A 21,909-nucleotide genomic window follows, 5' to 3' on the forward strand; every position below is an offset into this window, starting at 1 on the left:
GTAGAAAGAAATTAACCTTACTGTGCTTAACCAGTAAAAATTAATCAACAAACACAACAAAAGTATGAATAAAAATGCTAACCTCGGCTTCACGGGGGAGTTTCCCTTATGGAGATACTTGTGGACTGCAATGAAAACTTTTCTTCTCTTTATCTCGATCGGACTGTCATCGGTCTATGCCAGTCATTCTTCCGCCCAGACCCGGTTGGATATGAATGTCAAAGAGCTTACCATCAGGGAAGTGTTCGAGGAAATACAGCAAAACAGCGAATACATCTTCTTTTATAAAGACGGAACGCTCAACGATGATAAAAAAGTGTCTCTCACCGCTAAAGAAGCAACAGTAGAAGAGATATTGACCATACTTTTCGGGAATACTGATCTTACTTATGAACTGGACGGAAGACAGGTGATCGTACGCAAGAAGCCGGCAAAAATACCGGAATCCGAGCGTGAATTTCAGGGGATAGAGGTTTCCGGTAGTATAAAAGATCCGGAAGGTGTGCCGTTGGCCGGAGCCAATGTTCTGGAAAAGGGAACAACCCACGGGGTACAAACCGATTTTGACGGAAATTATACCCTAACGGTCTCCGGGGAAGACGCCGTATTGCTCGTTTCTTATATGGGGTTCATCAGCAGGGAGGTTCCCGTAGCCGGGCAGACCGAAATAGATATTACATTACAGGAGGATGTTTCCGATCTTGAGGAGGTTGTTGTCGTGGGTTATGGTACCCAGAAAAAAGTAAACCTTACCGGTGCGGTAAGCCAGGTTACGGCAGAAGCTATTGAGAACCGTCCTGTGGCCAATATGGGGCAGGCTTTGCAAGGTGTACTTCCCAACCTGAACATCAATATTCCTAACGGAAATCCCAATGCTACACCCTCTTTTAATGTGAGGGGAGGTACTTCATTATCCGGTAGTGAATTTGTCAACGGGTCACCTTTTGTCCTGGTAGACGGTGTACAGATGGATATCAATATGCTGAACCCGGAAGATATAGAGAGCATTACCGTGCTTAAAGATGCCGCTTCCGCAGCAATCTACGGTGCCCGTGCAGCCAACGGAGTTGTTCTGGTAACCACAAAAAAAGGAAAAAAATCGCAAAAATCGCAGATCACCTATAGTAATTCCTTCCAGTTCAACCGCCCTTCGGCCCGTCCGGATCTGTTGGATGCCTACACCATACAGGAGGCCGCTATAAAAGCAGTAGAATATGAAAACCGGACCCCTTCCGGTGATATGTATGACAAGCTTGACGCCATTCGGGCGTATATGGACAATCCGCAGGAAACACCACCTTACATTATGAGCCCGGGAGGAAGCATTATATGGGTCGCCAATACAAGACCCTATGATGAGGCGGTGCGCAGTGCTTCGCCCATGATGAAGCACAACCTGAGCCTGCGCGGAGGATCGGAGAAAAACACGTATATGATATCGCTCGGATACCAGGATCAGGAAGGGATATACAAAATAAATACGGACAAGTTCAAAAGATATAATGTGCTGGTCAATGTAGGATCTGAAGTCAATGACTGGCTCGGTATGGACTACCAGGTATCCTGGAACAACACCGTGTATAAAGAGCCGATCAGTCCCGGCGGAAAGGGAAGCTGGTGGTATGCCATGGCCCAGGAGCCCTTCCGCAATATCAATATGCCGGTTAAAACCTCTGCGGATTCTCCCGTAGGCGAGATGTACACGGATAATATTCTTTCTTTTATGAGTTATGGTTCCAACAGAAAAACCGTGAATGAGCGCTTGCTGATGAAGATAGCCCCTACGGTAAAACTCCTGGATGGCTGGAACCTGAAAGCTGATTTCTCATATATGTCCAGGAACTACAGAACAAAAGAAGTATTACCCGAATTGTGGCGGGTGGATACCGACTGGAACAACCTGACCAATGCACATACCAATCCTTCCTACATCGACAAGACGAGCGACCGTACCGATCAGTACACGCTCAATGTGTATTCCAATTACGACGTATCGCTCGGAAAACACGATATCTCCCTGCTGGCCGGATTTAACCAGGAGTGGTTGAAGTATGAACACCTCAGGGGCAGGGGAGAAGGAATCCTGTCGCCCAATATTCCCGTGATCAATCAGACAACCGGAAATGAATATGCTTATGACGGAGAAAGTCATTGGGCCGTTAGGGGGGCGTTTTACCGGATAACTTACAATTATGATAATCGTTATTTACTGGAATCCAACGGAAGGTACGACGGAACGTCGAGGTTTCCGGCCGATCGGAGATTCAAGTTCTTCCCGTCCATTTCCGGGGCGTGGAGATTTTCGGAAGAGGCGTTTAGCGGATTCCTGAAACCCGTATTTGACGAACTGAAATTCAGGGCAAGTTACGGTAGTCTCGGTAACCAGAACGTAACCAATTATATCTATATTCCTTCGTATGGGACGGTATCCCAGGTACAACATTTGTTTGGTGGCATACGCCCCATAGGGATCACTCCCCCGGGACTGGTAGATCCTAACCTGACCTGGGAAACATCGACAACCCTCGATTTCGGGATGGATATGGCGCTTTTTAATAACAGGCTGGGCCTTTCATTCGACTGGTACAGGAGAAAGACAACGGATATACTCATCGCCGGAGATAAATTCCCTGCTGTACTGGGAGCTTCCTCACCCACCAAAAACTCGGGAGCCATGCAAACCGAAGGCTGGGAGCTGGAAGTGAAGTGGCGCGACCAGTTTCGGTCCGGTTTCCGGTATGATGTAGCACTTAACCTCTGGGACTATCAAAGTAAAGTAGTGGCTTTTAACGGAAACCCGAATAAACTGCTGAGCACGTTATACGAAGGTCAGAAAATGGGAGAGATCTGGGGGTACGAAACTTCCGGGATTTTCCAGACCGAAGCAGAAATAGAAGCTGCTCCGAGCCAGCACCTGCTGAATTCTCAATGGTTCCCCGGAGATATCCGTTATACCGATCGGAACGGGGACGGTGAGATCAGCCCGGGTGAAAATACGGTGGATAATCCGGGAGACCGTAAAATCATCGGTAACAACACACCCCGCTATCAATTCGGATTTACGATGAACGCTTTCTGGAAAAATTTTGACCTGAATATCTTTTTCCAGGGCGTAGGGAAAAGAGATTACTGGATTGATGGCAATCAGAGTCTGTACTGGGGAGGATTGTCCAACGGGGCAGGGACCTGGGAGGTTTACAACAACACCTGGACTCCCGAGCGAAGAGATGCCCATTTTCCGGTATACAAGAACAAATCGGCAAACAGGCTGACACAGACGAGGTTTATCCAGAACGCAGCTTATATACGACTGAAAAACCTTGCTATAGGATATACGCTACCCCGGGAGATCAGTGAGAAAATCCGGGTAGAACGATTACGGTTGTCCGCTTCTGCCTATAACATCTGGGAATATACCAAAGTCCCTGACGTATTCGACCCCGAACTGATGAGTGCGGATTACCCCATGATGCGCTCTTTTGCACTTGGCTTACAGGTAACCTTTTAACAACGTCTAAAACATTTTTCAATGAAGAAACTATATATTATCCTGACACTGTGTACCGGGTTTTTTGTAGGGAGTTGCAACGATGATTTTATGGAGAGATATCCTCTCGATCAGATCACCGATGAAAACTTCTGGCAGACAGGAGAAGATCTCGAATTGTATTGTAACGATCTCTATGCCCAGTATATCCGAGGGTTCAGCTACGGATGGGGGCAGAATAACGTCAGCCCTTATGGGTATAACGAAGCCACTATTCCCTATGGAGATGTCATTACCGACAATGCAGCTCCGGATTCGTATTCGCGGGTAACGAACAATGAATACAACGGCCATATTACCGGAGGGAGCGGAAGCGGTGGCTGGAGCTGGGGAAATATGAGAAAACTCAATTATTTTCTCGACAATTATCAGCGGGGAGACGTCGATCCGGAAGTGAGAAATGTATATCTGGGTGAAGTGCTTTTCTTTAAGGCATGGGATTATTTCGAAAAAGTAAAGCTTTTTGGTAATGTACCCTGGTACAACCATGTTCTGGAGACCGATTCGGAAGAATTATATGCACCGCGTACCCCGAGAGCGGAAGTGATGGATTCCGTAATGAAAATACTCGATGATGCCATTGCCTACCTGCCGGAAAAAGGAGCACAAAAGCAAGGAAGGATCAATAAAGATGTCGCTTTGCATCTCAAATCACGTATAGGACTTTTCGAAGGGACGTACCGGAAATATCACAATGAGCTCGGTCTTGATGGCAGCGCATTTCTGGAAGCCAGTGTAAAAGCTTCGGAAACGTTGATGGCCTCCGGATATTCTATATATACTACGGGAAATACCGATGCGGATTACAATGCGCTTTTCGCACAGTATTCTTATGCCGATAACCCGGAAATTATTCTGTGGAAAGAATATAGTGCCAATGAAAACCTGGGGGTAGCTTTCAGCAGGTATTACGCCCAAAACCTTCGTCATCGTCACGGAGCTACCCGGGATCTCGTGGATTCTTATTTGTGTATTGACGGGCAACCGATTGCGAACAGTCCCCTTTTCGAGGGAAAGGATTCCATACAACAGGAAATGCTCCATCGCGACCCGAGATTGCGGCAAACGATATGTAATTTCGGAGAATATGCCCTGGCCGAAGGAGCAATGGGAGCCGATAATGCTCCCTTGCCCAATATTCCCGGCCTTAGCGGGAACAAATGCCCCACGGGATACCGGGTCGGTAAATGGTTCTTTAATGAACCGGATGACTGGGGGCGACTTACGAATGGTATGCAGGCCGCTCCCGTATTCCGCTATGCTGAAATTCTGCTCAATTATGCCGAAGCCAGGTATGAACTGGGGCAACTATCACAGGGTGTTATAGACCAGACCATAAACGTGATAAGATCAAGGGTAAATATGCCTGCGCTGCAGTTGGGAAATATACCATCCGATCCGGTTTTGGACCAGGATTATGCGACCTATTGCGATTATATCCCCGAACCCGTACTTCGTGAGATACGCAGGGAAAGACGTATAGAACTGGCTTTTGAAAATTTCAGATGGGATGACCTGATGCGCTGGAAGGCAGGAAAATTTCTTGAAAAACCGGTAGAAGGTATCAAGTTTGTACAGGAACAATTCCCTTCCGTAGTCGTCGGGACCGATGTGTTTCTGAGCTCCGAAGGCTATATTTTACCGTATTTCCAGGTGCTGCCCGACGGACGTACCTGGGATGACCGGCAATACCTGTTCCCGATTCCCATAGAAGACCTGGTGCTCAATCCCGAACTGAAACAAAACCCGGACTGGGAATCGAACTAATACGAGGCAAACAGCAGATTTTCCTGTAAAAGCATTTTTTAAAACCCTGTGTAAAACGGGCAGGTCTGCTATGGTCCGAATTATGATTTTTAATCCCACATTACCACGGCTTTACTCGGTAAAAGTCCTTTTAACCAACTATTGTACAACCTTTTAAAACTTTAAAGATGAAAAAAACAGTTTTTATTTTACTCGTTTCTTTTTTATGTCTGTCCTTCGGAAGCAAGGAAGATAGTGGAACAACAGAAAATTTACCACAGGAAGAATTTACCGTTGTAGTGGAAGGATCAACCCAATATCCGTATAATAATCGTTTCAGATTACTTCACAACGGGGCTTATATAGACATATGTGACCCCGGCAGCCAGTTTTATATTCCTATTTCGGATGTGGAATGGGTTGTAGACATGGGAGCTGCAAGTGTTCGTCCGGGACAAGAAGATACCTGTACACCCAGTATAGGAGTACAATGGGATAATACCACTCCACGCCCGTTTGTAGTAGGTGTCTATGTACAATTTACCTATGGGGGGCAATCTTATACGGCAGGGACAACATATACTGTAAATCCTTAGAGTATGATGTCATCCGGCTTCGGTAAACAAATCAAAGGAGATCTTAACCTTAATCAATAACCAAAACCTTTAAATTATGAAGACTATGTATAAATGGACATTGTCCGTAGTGCTATGGAGCGCCTTGTTCCTCACCTTTTCCTGCGATTTTCCGGAGGAAGGAGAAGAAGTTTTTCCAGAAGAACCGACCCCCGGGTTTGTAACGCATCCGGAAAACCTGAATATCGTATATTTTGTTCCCACCGATAACCCCGCAGTAGCGGATTACGAAGAACGATTGAGTGAACTTCTCATTTATTTTCAGGACTATGTAAAATCGGAAATGGACCGTAACGGTTTCGGTCAGAAAACCTTCGGTCTCCCGGTAGATACGATCTATAACCGGGTAAAACTGGTAACTGTCCAGGGACAGCAGGACCAGGCTACTTACGACTACGGGAGCGGAAGTACGATTATCAGTGAGATCAATGCTTACAGACAAAATCACCCGGAAGACTTCAGCAGCGAACACACCCTGATCATTCTTCCGCAACGTACCGACGGCGGAAGCCAGCCCTTTTACGGTTCCGGACGAAACTGTTTTGCGGTGGATAATCCCAATATCAAAGTAGAAGAAATACCGGTAACTTCCTCCAACCTTATCGGGGGAATGCTCCACGAACTCGGACACGGGCTCGGACTTTCACATAACAAAGCTACGGTAACCGAACAGCAGACCCTGGGAACTTCGCTTATGGGGTCGGGCAATACGACTTTTGGCAGGCAACCTACCTTTATCACCGAAGTAGATTGTGCAATTCTCAACAGGAACCAGATATTTCAGGCAGCTGCGGTAGCCGGTATTTACGAAGGAGCTACAACTGCGGTAAATCCGCAACTGAGTTTTGATGATACGACACAGAACCTTCATGTACAAGGAAGCTTTACCAGTGATAAGGCGGTGAGTGATATCCTGTTCTGGCTGGACCCTAATGTGAACAACGAGGGAACAGGGGTAAACAGGGATTACAATTCCGTGGGATGGCGAGGAACAATCCTGAGCGGCAATACCTATAGTATAAACCTGCCTGTACAGCAAATCCAGGATCACGGAGACTGGCCGTATGAACTCAAGGTGAAACTGCTTATGCAGAACGGAACCATAAAGACCCATACCTATTCTTTTGCCTTCGTAGATGGCGAATACACTGTAAACACCAAAGTAGGGGTCTACCAGCATTCCAGCTACAACGGCTGGGGCGTAGAGCTGGAAGCGGGTTCGTACACCACAGCCCAGTTAACGGCTCTTGGTGGCGTAGATAATGATATCAGCTCCGTTAAAGTTCCCCTTGGCCTCAAAGTCACCCTCTTTTCCGAAGATAACTTTGCAGGAGATTCCTATGAGATCACTACCGGGAATGTTTCCTTCCTGTCGGCTTTTAACGACAAGACTTCTTCCATCATTGTAGAAACCCATTGAGAAACAGGAACAACCCGTATTGAGATATAACCCATTCTTAACCCATTAAAATAGGATAAACTATGAAAACTTATGTGAGAAAAATGAAAGCCCTGATGTACTGCGGTATATGGTCTGTAGTTGCAGTATCCTGTGATTTTCCAACCGGGGGCAGCGACGATCTTCCGCAACCCGGAGACAGTATTCCCATAGAGGAAACACTCGGGGCCGATCGCCTGCAAACTTTCTATGAAGGCCCCACCCAGGGGCAGGTAAAAGAACGCCTGGCACAACGTGGAAATCACAATGATATGCTGCCCACCGGGTTTCATGTGGACCCTTTTGATACGCTGAAAGTGACAGTAAACCGGCTCTCAGGTACCAGCATGCCGCAAGTGGTGGTAGGAACGCCTTTTCGGGACAATATAAGGCCGATAAGGACCTATTACGATGTCGTTCAGGGAGAAAATATGTTTATTGCTGACGAATATGGAGGGACGGTGTATGTGCGCTACGTTACCACCGATACGCCCGATAGTTCCGCTGAGATCGAATTCGGTGAGGGGTTTAAAAAAGTCCCTTATTATATAAAAGGACAAACAACGAAGAGCGAGTGGCTGCAGATGCTGGATATTTTTGACGATGTCAGGGATGTTATGTTTGTAACGGATCACACCATGCTCACCGTGGGCCTCGAAGATGCCGTAACCTACCAGGAAGAAGACCAGGACCTTATGTGCGAGTACCTGGACGATATTATGGAGGCTGAAGCTGCGATAAGCGGACTCGACGGATCGGCTCCGGTACATGAAAACAGGGAATATAAATTCCTGCTCACCGTACGCGATCCGGATGCGGGCGGATATATGGCAGCGAGTATTGCTCTTTATTTTACACAAGGTATTATAGACAGGTTGCTTATGCCGGAAAAACTCGGAGGAAGCAACGGCTGGGGGCCCTGGCATGAAGCCGGACACGTGCATCAGCAGGCGGCCTGGACCTGGTCTGCCGTGGTAGAGTCTACGGTTAACATCTATGCACTGGCGGCCGAAAGAGCGTTCGGATTGTCGCCATCGAGAGTAAGTGTCAATGGGGAGTGGCCCGCTGTGGAGACATTTCTCTCGCTTCCGGATACGGACCGGAACTTTAACGCATCGGTAGCCTCCAATGGTGTACGTATGGCCCTGTTCCACCAGTTATGGCTGGCATACGGAGATACTTTTTACAAGCAGTTACATAAAGAAACCCGCGAAGAAAACCCGGATGCGGGTGACGATAATGACAGGATGCGGTATTTTATGCTGAAATCCTGTACGATATCCGGCAACGATCTGAGCGATTTTTTCCGGAAGTGGGGATTGCCGGTAGCGAACAGCGTTTATAACGAAATAGAAGCTCTGAACCTGCCAGCCCCAGGAGAAGACCTGACCTTATTGCGGGACGAATAACAGCTGTCCCGATGATACTGCTTTCCGTCGTATGTGCCGAAAAGAAAAGCAGGAAGATAAACTCGGATCCTATAAGATTTTGAGTTAGTTAGTTTATTTCCATGGCTCTCCTCCTTTTGATCCGGGAGGGGAGCCTTATGTAAACATAAATACTTTTGTGTTCGAACCCATTTTGAAAATTACTTTATATATTGCAGAAATAACCTGACTAAATTTAACCGTTAACATGAAAATAAAACAGTATTGGACAGCAGAGAAGTTGACAGAAAGCGTTTTTCGGTCCGTTGCCGTATGTCAAAAAAAAATCCTTTCGAAGCGTATGATCTTTATGGGGCTTTGGCTCATGTGCATATCCTGCGGATTCGCACAGCAGCGGGAGGTTATCAATATCAATAAGGCATGGGAGTTCAAGAAGGGCGAGAAAGATTATGATCAAAGTATCAGCTTTATAGACCGTGAATGGGAAGATGTGGATATTCCCCATTCCTACAATAAAGAAGATATGCAACTCGGAAAGAACTTTTACACCGGGGATGGTTTTTACCGCAAAAAACTACACGTTAAAGAAACCTGGAGAGGGAAGCGGCTTTTTCTCCGCTTCGAAGGTGTAGGGTCGGTAGCTTCGCTCTATGTCAACGGGAGATATATGGGCAGTCATGAGGGAAGCTATTCGGCATTCGCTTTCGAGATTACGCATAGTGTCGATTATGGCATAGACAATAGTATCGAAGTTAAGGTAAATAATGAAGCAAGGCCGGATGTTCTCCCTATAAATCATTTTCTTTTCCCTATCTATGGCGGAATTTATCGTCCTGTAAGCCTGATTATTACCGATAATATCAATATTGCGGTCACCGATCATGCCGCTTCCGGTATCTATATCACACAACAGGATGTATCCCGTAAAAAGGCGGACATTACCGTAAAGGTTAAGCTGGAAAACAACCGGGAAGCAGCAGAGAAAGTTGTGCTGCAAACTGTTATCCGCGATGCCGATGGCAAACAGGTAGCGAAGGAAGAGAACGAAGTTACCGTAGCCCCTCAGGGCATGACCATGGCCGGGCAGCATCTTACGGTACGTACCCCGCATCTGTGGCAGGGTGTTTACGATCCTTATCTGTATTCACTAACCACTTCCGTAAAAAGGGGAGGTAAAGAAACTGATGCCGTAACCCAGTCCCTTGGAATCCGGAAGTTCGAGCTTAAGGGCGGTGAAGGGATGTTCCTCAATGGCAAAAAATATCCGATGCACGGGGTAACCCGCCACCAGGACCGCTGGCAATACGGCAATGCGCTTTCCCCCGAACAGGAAAAGGAAGATATGGAACTCATCCGTGACATGGGGGCTACCACGATCCGCCTGGCTCATTACCAGCAATCCGATAACATATATGCACTGGCTGATCAAATGGGCTTCCTGATCTGGGCCGAAATTCCCTTTGTCAATAATTACAGCGGGGAAGAAGCCGCCAATGCCAAACAGCAGTTTACCGAACTGATCCGGCAAAATTTCAATCATCCTTCCATATATATATGGGGGATGCACAATGAGGTGTATGCCAAAAACCCGGACGATTATGTTGCAGTACTAACCCGTGAACTCAATGATATTGCCAAAACCAATGATCCGGACAGGCTTACGGGAGCGGTAAGCGGATACGGGGATATGGACAAACCGGCAAACCTGGCGGGTGACGTACAGGGAATGAATCGCTATTACGGCTGGTACGAAGGAAAAATAGGAGACCTGGAAGATTGGGTAAGCAGGCTCGAAGAAGAATATCCGGCCTATAAAGTCGTACTGGCCGAATACGGTGCCGATGGCAATATGGACCAGGGGGCCGAAAAATTACCGGAAAACCGGAACCCGGTAAGCGGCACGTTCTTCCCGGAGAATTACCAGACAGAAACGCACATACAACAATGGGCCATTATCGAAAAGCATCCGTACATCACGGCATCTTACCTGTGGAATATGTTCGAATTTGCCGTTCCTATGTGGAACAGGGGAGGAGTAAATGCCCGGAACCTCAAAGGACTCATAACGTTTGACAGAAAAAGGAAAAAGGACGCTTTTTACTGGTATAAGGCCAACTGGAATCCGGAACCCATGATCTATCTGGCGAACAGGAGAGATGATAAACGTACCGAAGCCCATACCCGTGTTCAGGTATTCTCCAATCTCGGCGATATTGTACTGACTGTGAACGGCAAAAAAGTACATGGCAGGGAAGGCGTTAATACAAAGCACCATGTATTTGACATAGAATTGCAAAAAGGTAACAATAGCATAGAAGCATACGGCAATGCAGGGGGGAAACGCCTCGGGGACCGTATGGAGTGGAATTTGGAATAGTAAAAGACGTATCACATGAAGCATGCCGCACTATTTATGATCCTCAACCTTTGGTGCCTTTCAGGTTTACCCGCGCAGACCTCCTGTCCGGTGATACCACTTCCTCTTGAGGCCGAACCGGGAACCGGAACTTTTGTTCTGGGCAGAAAGACACCGGTTAGATTCAATTCCGGACTCATCCGGGAAACAGTCGCTTATTTTAAGGCAGCACTCCTGGAGAAAACCGGAATTCCGCTGGCTGTGGAGAAAATAACCGGGAAAACCCCGGTTATAACATTCGAACTGGAGGAGGGTGATCCTTTGGCGCCTGATGAATCCTATACATTGCAGGTAACTACGGAAGGTATATCGGTAAGGGCAAAGACCCTTGCAGGTATGTTTAACGGTACCGTAAGTTTATTGCACCTGGCTTTAAATTCGCAGACCGACGGAGAGCGTATAGCTGTTGAAGCCTGGAATATCAGCGACAGCCCTGCATATTCGTGGAGAGGACTTATGCTCGATGTTTCCCGTTACTTTATCCCGAAGCCAAAGCTTCTGTCGCTTATCGACTGGATGGCATTTTATAAGCTCAATCATCTGCACCTTCACCTTACGGACGAACCGGCCTGGCGCCTCGAAATCAAAAAGTACCCGAGGCTGGCTGAGATCGGCGGACAGGGCGATTATAACGACCCGGACAAACCCGCACGGTATTATTCACAGCGGGATATCCTGCAGATCGTAAACTATGCTGCTTCCAGGAATATTACCGTGATCCCCGAAATAGATATGCCGGGACATGCCACGGCAGCGAACAGGGCCTACCCCGAATACAGCGGTGGAGGCAGTGAGAAACATCCCGAATTTACCTTTAACCCCGGAAAAGAAGAAACCTATACATACCTGGGGGACATATTACGGGAGACCCGGGCACTTTTCCCTTCCGGAATATTGCACCTCGGTGGCGATGAGGTAAGCTTCGGTAACGATAAGTGGTTGAATGATAAGGGAGTTTTAAAGAAGATGCAGGAAAATGGCTGGAAAGATGTAAAACAGGTAGAGCTCGGTTTTATGCGCCGCATGGCCGATACTGTTCTGGCCATGGGAGCCCGCATAGCGGCCTGGGACGAACTCGCCGAAACAGAACTTTCTGTGGATAAAACCATTATTTTCTGGTGGCGGCACGATAAGCCGGAGCAGTTATACAAAGCCCTGGAAAAAGGTTACCGGACCGTGATCTGTCCGCGATTACCCTATTATTTCGATTTTGTCCAGGACAGTACACACCGGTCCGGAAGAACATGGAACGGAAAGTACAATGCACTGTACGATGTCTATTCGTTTTCGGTACGGGACCTGGCAAAGGGCGCCGATGCCAGTAAGGTACTCGGGGTACAGGCCAATCTCTGGACAGAAACCGTGACCGCAACGGAACGGGTGGATTATCTGTTGTTTCCGAGAATGGCAGCCCTCTCCGAATCGGCCTGGACGCGTGACCGCAAAAATTTTAAAGACTTCACGAACCGATTGAATAGCCACTTCAGATGGTACCAACAAGCAGGATTATATTATTACAACCCGGAAAATCCCGGGGAAACCCCGGAACCGGTTTATCCTAAAAAGAAAAACTAAAACATGAAAAGAACAACATTAATAGCATTGTTGACTGCGTTCCTGACGCATTCGACATTTACGACGGCACAGACATCACCCGAAAAAAGAAATTCCGTAGCCCTGGAACACGGGGCACATCGACTCGGTAAACGTTCGGATACGTTTATGGAAACCTGGAGAAATTACGGATTGGGGCAGTTTATCCACTGGGGGGTGTATGCCATCCCGGGTGGCCATTGGGACGGAAAATACTATCCCGGTGCTGCCGAGTGGATACGCTCCTGGAAGGAAATGCCCAAGGATGCCTACGACAACCTTTACAAGCAGTTCGATCCCAAGGCATTTGATGCCGGGAAATGGGCGGATCAGGCAAAGGATATGGGGGCAAAGTACGTGATCATCACCACAAAACACCATGACGGCTTTTGTCTGTGGCCCAGTAAATATACCGATTATACCATCGCCAAAAGTCCTTATGGGAAAGACATTATAGGACAGCTCGTAGAGGCCTATGATGCCAGGGGGATCGATGTATATCTCTATTTCTCCATCATAGACTGGAACCATCCCGGATACCGTAGCAGTCTTAAAGATGATGCCGATCGCAAGGAGTACGAAACGTTCAAAACGTTTACCCGCAATCAGCTCGTGGAATTGCTTGAGCGCTACCCTTCTACCAAAGGGTTGTGGTTTGACGGAAGCTGGGATAAGGCCTGGATAGAACAGGCCGCTTTTGCAGACGAATTGGGAAGAGAATTACGGGATATGGTCCCCGGACTGATTATCGGAAGCCGCTTCCGGGCCGATGAAAACGGCAATCGTCATTTCGATACGAATGGTGATATGATGGGCGATTACGAACAGGGATGGGAACGGAAAATGCCGGAAACCATAGCAGATACTCATGGTAATGACTGGGACTGTGTGATGACGATTCCCGAAAACCAGTGGGGATATCATTCCGATTGGAAAGGCCATGTAAAAACCGGAAACGAATTGATAGAAATGCTGGTGAAGGCCGTTGCCCTCGACGGTAATTTCGTGCTCAACTTCGGACCGGATGGCCAAGGAAACATCCGGCCGGAAGAAACACGCCTTGCTGCAGAAATGGGCGCATGGATGGATAAAAACCACGAGGTTATTTACGGTTGCGGATACCTGGACTGGAAAAAGCAGGATTGGGGGTATTATACCGTAAACCGGAAAACAGGTAAAAAGTATATGGTCGTTTTTAATACCCCTGTTTCCGGGGCCCTCCGTGTAAAAACACCGTCCAAAACCAAATTGGAGACCGTGTATTTACTGGAAAACCCCGATGCGGATATCGCTATCGAAGAAATACACCGGAATGAGTATTTTATACATTACCAACCGGATACCCCATCAGATAAGCCCTTTGTCATTGTTATGGAAACTACAGGTTCCGCTTCGGATGAAGGACATTATCAGAAGGCAAAGACCTGATTCGTATAATCCGGTCGACGAACCTGACAGGTGGCAAAACCCGTTTTTTTCCTTAAAAAAAGGAATTAAACGGGTTTTTGATTTTATATAATTTTATGGGAAATAAGGAGATAGAAATGGAAAAATATTTTCTATATACGAAAAAAATCATATATTAGCCATGCTTTTTAAGAATTATTTAAGATTATTTACATAGAATTCTGCAACAGAAAGCCCTTTTTATCCATCGGTATGATTAAAAATGTGTTCGTACCCGTTTTTGATTTATAGAATTTTCCTTTAGGGATGAGTTGTAAATATAAGGGATAGCAACATGATCACAGTAATCGGAAGAATGTAAGACTCATGCATGCAAAAGAAAATAACCGGGAAGTAGCATTAGTGAAAGAGCTCACAAAACACAGTGAAGCAGCTTTTCGCCGTCTTTTCGAAATGTATAGCCATGAGGTGTTTGCATACGGTAAAAGCATTCTCAGATATGATGTGTATGCCGAAGAAATGGTACAGGATGTCTTTCTTAAAATCTGGCTCAACAGAGCAACGCTCAATCCGGAACTTTCTTTCCGATCCTATATCTTTACGATAACCAGGAATCTGGCCATTAATTTTCTGCACCGGGCCGCTAACGACCACAAATTGCGAAGGGAGATATTCTATGGCAGACAGGAAGTTTACAATCAGGGAGAAAATCGTATGGATGATGCATATTATAAAAAGATCGAACTTCTGGCGATAGCCAAGCTTCCGCCGAAAAGAAGACGAATTTTCGAATTATCCCGCAAAGAAGGTAAGAGCTATGAGGAAATAAGCAACGAGCTGGGAATCTCTGTCAGTACGGTGAAAAACCAGATGAGCAGCGCCCTGGAAACCATCCGGAATTTTCTCTTTTCTCATGGCGATGTCACTTTTATCATTGTTTTCCTACTTTTCGGGCTATCGTAAAAAGTCTTTCCGATATCTTTATATGGTGTTGATTATCAGTTTTAAACACCTTGAGGAAAGATTGCTCTCCGAAAAAAATCAAAAAATATTCCCCAAAGAATAGTACTAAAGGAGTTTACAACTGTATTATATATAAATGTGTTCGAAAACATTTTTAATGGAAGATTCTGATAACATACGTTTACTTCTGGAAAAATACGTAGAGGGAAAGTGTTCTGCCGAAGAGATAGCAGAGGTGATTGCGTATTTTAAAAGGGAAGGAAATCATGATGAATTTCCGGATGTATCTTTTGTAACAAGTACGTCCGGAGCTGTTCCGCGTCTGGATGCCGGGAAGAACGAATTGATATTCCGGCAGGTATTGGCAGAAGCAGGAACGATAGAAAGGCGGCGGGCAAAAAGGAGGTCGCATAGAAAATATATGGTTATAGCTGCAACTTTACTTGTCGTGATTTCCTGTGGCAGTGTTTTTCTGAAGAATTATCTTTTACCTGTCGGTACGATACCTGAAGCTGCGAATGAAATTACGCTGGAGCTCGGCGACGGAAAAGTCCGGGTTATAGAAACAGCAAGTTCCGGGCAAGTTCGTAATGCATCGGGAAAAGTGGTGGGGCAACAGGAGAATAACAGGATATCATATTCCGAAAAAAAGAGTAATACCGGTGAAATGGTATACAATACGATCAGGGTCCCCTACGGAAAGCGCTTTGATGTAAAACTCTCGGATGGTACGGTGGTTTATCTGAATTCCGGAACCTCTCTGAAATATCCCGAGTACTTTCCGGAAAGGGGAAAACGAAAGGTAGAACTTACCGGAGAAGCATTTTTTGAAGTCGCGGAAGATAAGGAGCGCCCCTTTATAGTACATACCGAGGGAGTGAATGTAAAGGTTTTCGGTACGCGCTTTAATGTTATGGCATATCCCGAAGACAACCTGGCTGATGTGGTGCTTGTAGAAGGTTCGGTAGGAATGTATGAAGGCAGATATGTTGAGGAGCAGGCTACCATACTCACGCCGGGGCATAAAGGAAGTTTCAGCAAGAGCGATAAGGAGACGGATGTGAGTCTTGTGGAAACTTCGGTGTACACATCCTGGATAGCGGGAGGACTCGTTTTTCGTCATATGACCTTTGAAAATATGATGAAGAAACTTGAAAGGCAGTATGGCGTTCAGATCACCATAAAAAATAAAACCCTGGCCGGGGAAGAATTCAGTGCCAGTTTTGAACGGGAACCTATAGAAGAAGTTCTCGAATACTTCAGGATCACATACGGGGTGCGTTATGAAACGGAAGGTCAGCACATCATTATAAACTAACATTTAAAACTCAAAAATTATGAAACAAGTATCAGGAGGTTAGTCTTTGTCCGCAAGCAGAGAAGCCATTTCACAATACATAAAAATCGGAAAATGTTGGGCCATTTCCCGATTTGCAGAAAGGTGATTCAATCAAAATTTAACCACACTTAAACACGATTAAAGGTATGAAAAAAAATCTTTCCGAAAGGAAGGGCAGGATGCTGTATGTCAAATTCAAAGCAAAGATCAGGATCAGCACGATACTGTTGAGCATCGTACTTGCAACAGCACAGGCCAATACTTCCTATTCTCAGAAAAGCAGGGTTACCCTGGACATGAACGATATTACCATAGCACACTTCATAGATGCTGTAGAAGGCCGGAGCGACTATCATTTTGTATACAAAACAAAGGAAGTAGATCTCGAACGTAAAGTATCCGTTAAAGCGATTGATGAAGACATCACTTCGATACTCGACCGGGTGTTCGTAAATACGGGAACGGTGTATCGTATTGTGAAGAAACAAATATTTCTTACGGCCGGTAAAACGGAAAAAAAGCAGGAAGACCGTTCGATAACAAACCAGGAGCTCCGGGTGAGCGGGATGGTAAAAGATGAAAACGGGACGGCCCTTCCCGGGGTTTCTGTCATAGAGAAGGGCACACAGAACGGTACGTCAACCGATTTTGACGGAAATTACGAGCTGTCGGTTTCCGGATCCGGAACGGTATTATCATTCAGTTACATCGGGTTCGTGACCCAGAATGTTACTGTCGGGCAGGAGACAGTCATGGATGTGGTACTTAAGGAAGATATATCCGAATTGGATGAGGTTATTGTTGTGGCCTACGGTACACAGAAAAAGGAGAATCTTACCGGTGCAGTTGTGTCGGTAAGCAGCGAGAAACTTGCTAACAGGCCAGTGGCTTCTACGCAGAATGCACTTCAGGGAATTGCACCGGGTGTTACTGTATTGCAACGTCCCGGAGACGTGGGGAGAAATTCGGACGGAACCAGCGGTAATACCGGAGGGATAACTATCAGGGGTCGAAGCAATCTGGGGTCTCCGGGTCCTATGTATATCATAGACGGTATTCCCGCTACGTCCCAGGAATTTGCTTCTTTGAATGCCAATGATATTGCCAATATGTCCGTGCTGAAAGACGCTTCTTCGGCGGCGCTTTACGGCTCCCGTGCTGCAAATGGCGTTATCGTAGTTACCACCAATAGAGGTGGGGGAGAGAAAGCGACCATACAGTTCAATACCAGTTACGGATGGCAGTCTGCGACAAAATTACCTCAATACACCAACGCAGCCGATTATGCTGCTTTATATAATGAGGCGCTTGGAAATGCAGGTAGAGATCCGTTCTATACCCCCGATCAGATCCGGAAGTTTGCCGATGGTTCCGAGCCCGATCTTTACCCGGATACGAACTGGTACAAAACCGTTCTTCACGCTGCCGCACCGCAAAAAGAAGCCAGTTTGAGCATTAGTGCTCCGGGAAAAGTCACCAATTACTATCTCGGACTCACCTACTTTGACCAGGAATCTCTCATTCCGGGAAAAAAGCAGGATCGTATTGTCGCCAAATTGAATACCGAAAGTAATATTGTTGAGGATATATTGAAGGTTGGTACAAACTTTTCATTTATAAAACAGGATTTCGACCGCGATGGTGGAAATATGAGTTGGATAGAACTCAACAGATCGCTGCCTACGTCAGTAGTACGTCAGTCCAACGGGGAATGGGGATCGGTAGACGGAGGGGTGGTCAATGCCCAGACGGCACAACGCAATCAGCTCCGTATTCTGGAAGAAGGAGGAAGTGGCTGGGACAGGGATAATTATCTCCAGCTCGCAGCCAATGCCTCGCTGACACCCCTTGAGGGATTGTCTGTTAACGGATTAACATCCCTCAAATATACCCATTCCAATTCCTGGTCTTTTACAAGCACTATAGATCCTATAAATAACTTTCTCACCGGGGCCCCTATAAATTCTACAAGGGTAACACCTAACGAAATGACAGAATACTGGCGTAAACGGCAGGAGTTCCTTATTCAGGGAACCGTAGATTACGAGCGTCGTTTCGCAGAAGACCATTATGCGAAGATCACATTGGGAGCAAGCCAGGAAAGCAATATTTATCGAACGGCATTTATAGGAAGGAAGAATTTTCCGAATAACGATATGGAGACTGTTGGCAGTGGTTCCGGAAATGCGGAAGACATCAGTTCGGACAGTGATGGGCAAGCTAACAGGAGCAACCAGGAGGAATGGGCCATGCGTTCCTTTTTCGGGAGGCTGAATTACACGTTTGCAGACAGGTATCTTCTCGAGGCTAATACGCGTATAGATTATTCTTCCCGTTTTCACCCCGATCAAAGACGGGCGGTCTTCCCTTCTTTTTCTGCAGGCTGGATCGTTTCCCGGGAGTCTTTCATGAATAATATTTCCTGGCTGGATTACCTGAAGGTCCGTGGTTCATGGGGATCACTGGGAAACCAGAATGTCGTACGAATAGGTAATTACTTTGATGTACTCAATGTGGATTATGCCTATAATTTCGAAGATACCGCTCAGGGCGGGGCCTGGCAGAGTAGCGGATCTAACATTTCCGCAACCTGGGAAAAGGTAAAGATGCTGGATATCGGTCTTGATATTAATCTGTTTGGGAACAGGGTAAGTATAGTCACCGATTATTATGTAAAGAAAACAGAAGGTATACTCACACAGTTACCCGTACTTCGTACATACGGATTTCCGGATAGCGGAATTCCTTATGTCAATGCTGCCGAAACCCGTAACCGGGGATTTGAATTTGCCGTTAATTATTCCGACCGGATCGGGGAACATTTTAGATTTACCGTAGGCGGTAACCTCTCTACCATAGATAATGAGATTCTGAGCCTGGGACAGGGAGTACAAGAGCGGATAAGCAGTTACTGGATAGAACGGGTCGGCGGATCAGTCGGGGATTTTTACGGTTATAAAGCCGATGGGTTGTTCCGTGATGCTGCCGATGTGGAAAACCATGCCTACCAGTCCGCAGCAACGGCCCCGGGAGATATCAAATACAGAGATATCAACGGGGATGGGGTTATCAACGAAGAGGATCGTACAGTCATAGGTAATGATGTTCCCTGGTTTAATTATGGCTTTAACCTGAGTGCGGAGTACAAAGGCATTAGCCTGGAAGTGCTTACTTACGGTGTGGGAAATGTCAAAACGTACCTGGCCAACGAAGCCTCTTTTCCCTTCTTTAACGGAGCAGGGGTAAAAGAAGAATTGAAAAATCGCTGGACTACTGAAAACCCCGATCCGGACGCAGATTTCCCCAGACTTCTGTTATCCCAGGACGGAACACAGAACTACAATAACATTTCTTCGTTCTGGCTCTTTAACGGGGCATACTTCCGGGTGCGTTCCATTACCCTGGGGTATACGTTTCCGGAAGAAATCAGCAAAAAACTGGGAATGAAGATGCTTCGTGTTTACGGTACGTCAAATAATCCGCTCACTTTTATGGCCGATAAACGCCTGGCAGATTACGATCCGGAACTATCCTCCGGAAGAGGTGGATATCCCGGGATCAAAACCTTTTCCCTCGGATTCAATTTCAGATTTTAACCTCTTATTAATGGTATAAAGCGTAAAAAAATGAAAAAGACAATACTATATATGGGAACAGTGCTGCTGATGCTTACCGTATCCTGTTCCGATGATTTTCTGGAGAGACCACCCCTTGATGATGTTTCGGAAGAAACCTTCTGGAAAACAGAAGAAGACCTGTACAAAGCGGTAAACGGTGTTTACAGCCAGTTACCGGCAGAAGGTTTTATCTACGATGACGGAGCCTCCGATAACGCCCATGCCCAGTATCCATGGGAAAGTACAGCAACTGTGGTTTCTGCCGGAAGTATTATTACGGCGGATGATGCCGGATGGAATTATGAAGATAAACGTCGTTGTAATTACTTCCTGGAAAATGCGGACGCCGTGGAAAACGCCGATCCGGATTTGCTGAACAGGTATAAAGCCGAAGTCCGTTTTATCCGGGCGTACTCTTATTTCAGGATGATGTGTAAGTTCGGTGATATTCCTTTAGTAACCAGTACGCTGGATATAGAAGATGTAAATATTCCCCGGACACCGAGGGCCGAAGTCCTGGATTTTATCATAACCGAACTGGAAGATATCTCCGAAATGCTGCCGGTTACTTATGCCGGAGGAAAACCTGACGAAAAGGGGAGAATTACCAGGGGGGCTGCCCTGGCCCTTAAAGCGAGGGTACACCTTTACGAGGGACAATGGGAGGCTGCTGTCGGTGCCGCAGAGAAGGTAATGAATCTGGGAATTTACGAGTTGTTCAAAATCGATTCGGAAAGTGAAAGCGATTTGAAGGACAATTACGACGAATGGGTAGATTTTGACGGTGAAGAAGACAGGAACAACTTCAGGCTGGGATTACGTAGTTACGAAGCACTTTTTCACGAAGAATATGAGGGAAACAGTGAAGTGATCCTGGACAGGCAGCGTATAGCACAGATCGATGATAATTTTCTAAACACTTATCTGCCGCCAGGTTCTATCGGCGGATGGAGTTCCGTGACCCCGACACAGGAACTGGTAAACAGCTATGAAAGTTATAAGACCGGCGAACCGGCGGAGCTCCCTTCTGCAGAACAAAGAGCAACCTGGTATGATAATGATAATCCGGAGTTCAGAGAAGAATTCCGAAACCGTGATCCGCGGTTATATGCTACCATTATGTTTCCGGGATCACCTTGGAATGCGATAGAAGACGATTTTACTTTCGAGTGGATACAGGGAGCCTCCAATATGTCCCAGACCGGGTATAATTTCAGAAAGCTGGTAGACCCTAAGATATACCGCGAAAATATCGGAAACTATACGAATGTGATCCTCCTCCGTTATGCCGAAGTCTTACTGACCTATGCCGAGGCCAGAAACGAATGGAGTGGGCCGGACGCTACAATATATGATGCTTTGGATGATATCAGGCAGAGATCCGGAATGCCCCCGGTGGATCGTAATTTATACAATACCCGTGAGAAATTGCGCGAATTTATCCGTAATGAACGCAGGGTAGAGCTTGCCCTGGAAGGACATCGCTATATGGATATCAGAAGATGGCAGATTGCCCCACAGGTCATGAAGGATATCAAAAACCTGAGGAATACTGTTGCACAGGACCGTGTGTGGGATGACAAATTATATCTTATGCCCGTACCACAATCGCAACGCGATTTGTCTGATAACCTGCTGGAACAGAATCCGGGATATTGATAAAAAACGTAAAAACAGATTAGAATGGGCCGGATTGCCGGTTCAGAGTTAGTTCGTTGAGAAACCACCTCCTGCCAGTTGACGGGAGGTGGTTTTTAACCCCGAATGGAATTTCCCTTATCATACTACCTGTGAAAAATTTAACCACTAAACATTATAAT

At 46.4% G+C, this 21,909-nt stretch carries 12 protein-coding genes; all 12 read left to right on the plus strand.

The annotated features are described in order from the left end of the window. Positions 1-64 precede the first annotated feature (64 nt). The gene (locus BT112_RS11855) at positions 65-3,508 is read left to right on the plus strand and encodes a TonB-dependent receptor (RefSeq protein ID WP_083564901.1); all 3,444 of its coding nucleotides are present in this window, start codon (positions 65-67) and stop codon (positions 3,506-3,508) included. Between the two features lie 21 nt (positions 3,509-3,529). Then, positions 3,530-5,314: a RagB/SusD family nutrient uptake outer membrane protein gene (locus tag BT112_RS11860; protein ID WP_072317597.1), complete on the plus strand. Its 1,785-nt coding sequence runs from the start codon at positions 3,530-3,532 to the stop codon at positions 5,312-5,314. Between the two features lie 167 nt (positions 5,315-5,481). Beyond that, the gene (locus tag BT112_RS11865; RefSeq protein WP_072317598.1) at positions 5,482-5,889 is read left to right on the plus strand and encodes a hypothetical protein; all 408 of its coding nucleotides are present in this window, start codon (positions 5,482-5,484) and stop codon (positions 5,887-5,889) included. A gap of 76 nt (positions 5,890-5,965) precedes the next feature. Next, a complete protein-coding gene (locus BT112_RS11870; RefSeq protein WP_072317599.1) occupies positions 5,966-7,348 on the plus strand; it encodes a hypothetical protein in 1,383 nt (460 codons plus the stop codon). A 62-nt stretch (positions 7,349-7,410) separates the two neighbouring features. Beyond that, entirely contained in the window at positions 7,411-8,775 is a 1,365-nt protein-coding gene (locus BT112_RS11875) for a M60 family metallopeptidase (RefSeq protein ID WP_072317600.1), read from the plus strand. Positions 8,776-9,001: 226 nt separating this feature from the next. Next, entirely contained in the window at positions 9,002-11,131 is a 2,130-nt protein-coding gene (locus tag BT112_RS11880; RefSeq protein WP_217652383.1) for a glycoside hydrolase family 2 protein, read from the plus strand. 15 nt (positions 11,132-11,146) lie between these two features. After that, the gene (locus tag BT112_RS11885) at positions 11,147-12,745 is read left to right on the plus strand and encodes a beta-N-acetylhexosaminidase (protein WP_072317601.1); all 1,599 of its coding nucleotides are present in this window, start codon (positions 11,147-11,149) and stop codon (positions 12,743-12,745) included. 3 nt (positions 12,746-12,748) lie between these two features. Next, positions 12,749-14,191 (plus strand): alpha-L-fucosidase, encoded by a 1,443-nt coding sequence (locus BT112_RS11890; protein WP_072317602.1) that lies wholly within the window; start codon positions 12,749-12,751, stop codon positions 14,189-14,191. A gap of 345 nt (positions 14,192-14,536) precedes the next feature. Beyond that, positions 14,537-15,133: an RNA polymerase sigma-70 factor gene (locus BT112_RS11895; protein WP_072317603.1), complete on the plus strand. Its 597-nt coding sequence runs from the start codon at positions 14,537-14,539 to the stop codon at positions 15,131-15,133. 157 nt (positions 15,134-15,290) lie between these two features. Continuing rightward, a complete protein-coding gene (locus BT112_RS11900) occupies positions 15,291-16,451 on the plus strand; it encodes a FecR family protein (protein ID WP_072317604.1) in 1,161 nt (386 codons plus the stop codon). Between the two features lie 167 nt (positions 16,452-16,618). Next, a complete protein-coding gene (locus BT112_RS11905) occupies positions 16,619-20,068 on the plus strand; it encodes a TonB-dependent receptor (RefSeq protein ID WP_083564903.1) in 3,450 nt (1,149 codons plus the stop codon). 30 nt (positions 20,069-20,098) lie between these two features. Next, positions 20,099-21,748: a RagB/SusD family nutrient uptake outer membrane protein gene (locus BT112_RS11910; protein WP_072317605.1), complete on the plus strand. Its 1,650-nt coding sequence runs from the start codon at positions 20,099-20,101 to the stop codon at positions 21,746-21,748. Positions 21,749-21,909: the final 161 nt, after the last annotated feature.

Source organism: Sinomicrobium oceani, from assembly GCF_900119185.1.
GTDB classification, from domain to species: Bacteria; Bacteroidota; Bacteroidia; order Flavobacteriales; family Flavobacteriaceae; genus Sinomicrobium; species Sinomicrobium oceani.

What these genes read in the sequence shown, in the direction of transcription:
- BT112_RS11855 (WP_083564901.1), top strand. Translation starts at nt 65, where the DNA reads ATGAATAAAAATGCTAACCTCGGCTTCACGGGGGAGTTTCCCTTATGG.
- BT112_RS11860 (WP_072317597.1), top strand. Translation starts at nt 3,530, where the DNA reads ATGAAGAAACTATATATTATCCTGACACTGTGTACCGGGTTTTTTGTA.
- BT112_RS11865 (WP_072317598.1), top strand. Translation starts at nt 5,482, where the DNA reads ATGAAAAAAACAGTTTTTATTTTACTCGTTTCTTTTTTATGTCTGTCC.
- BT112_RS11870 (WP_072317599.1), top strand. Translation starts at nt 5,966, where the DNA reads ATGAAGACTATGTATAAATGGACATTGTCCGTAGTGCTATGGAGCGCC.
- BT112_RS11875 (WP_072317600.1), top strand. Translation starts at nt 7,411, where the DNA reads ATGAAAACTTATGTGAGAAAAATGAAAGCCCTGATGTACTGCGGTATA.
- BT112_RS11880 (WP_217652383.1), top strand. Translation starts at nt 9,002, where the DNA reads ATGAAAATAAAACAGTATTGGACAGCAGAGAAGTTGACAGAAAGCGTT.
- BT112_RS11885 (WP_072317601.1), top strand. Translation starts at nt 11,147, where the DNA reads ATGAAGCATGCCGCACTATTTATGATCCTCAACCTTTGGTGCCTTTCA.
- BT112_RS11890 (WP_072317602.1), top strand. Translation starts at nt 12,749, where the DNA reads ATGAAAAGAACAACATTAATAGCATTGTTGACTGCGTTCCTGACGCAT.
- BT112_RS11895 (WP_072317603.1), top strand. Translation starts at nt 14,537, where the DNA reads ATGCATGCAAAAGAAAATAACCGGGAAGTAGCATTAGTGAAAGAGCTC.
- BT112_RS11900 (WP_072317604.1), top strand. Translation starts at nt 15,291, where the DNA reads ATGGAAGATTCTGATAACATACGTTTACTTCTGGAAAAATACGTAGAG.
- BT112_RS11905 (WP_083564903.1), top strand. Translation starts at nt 16,619, where the DNA reads ATGAAAAAAAATCTTTCCGAAAGGAAGGGCAGGATGCTGTATGTCAAA.
- BT112_RS11910 (WP_072317605.1), top strand. Translation starts at nt 20,099, where the DNA reads ATGAAAAAGACAATACTATATATGGGAACAGTGCTGCTGATGCTTACC.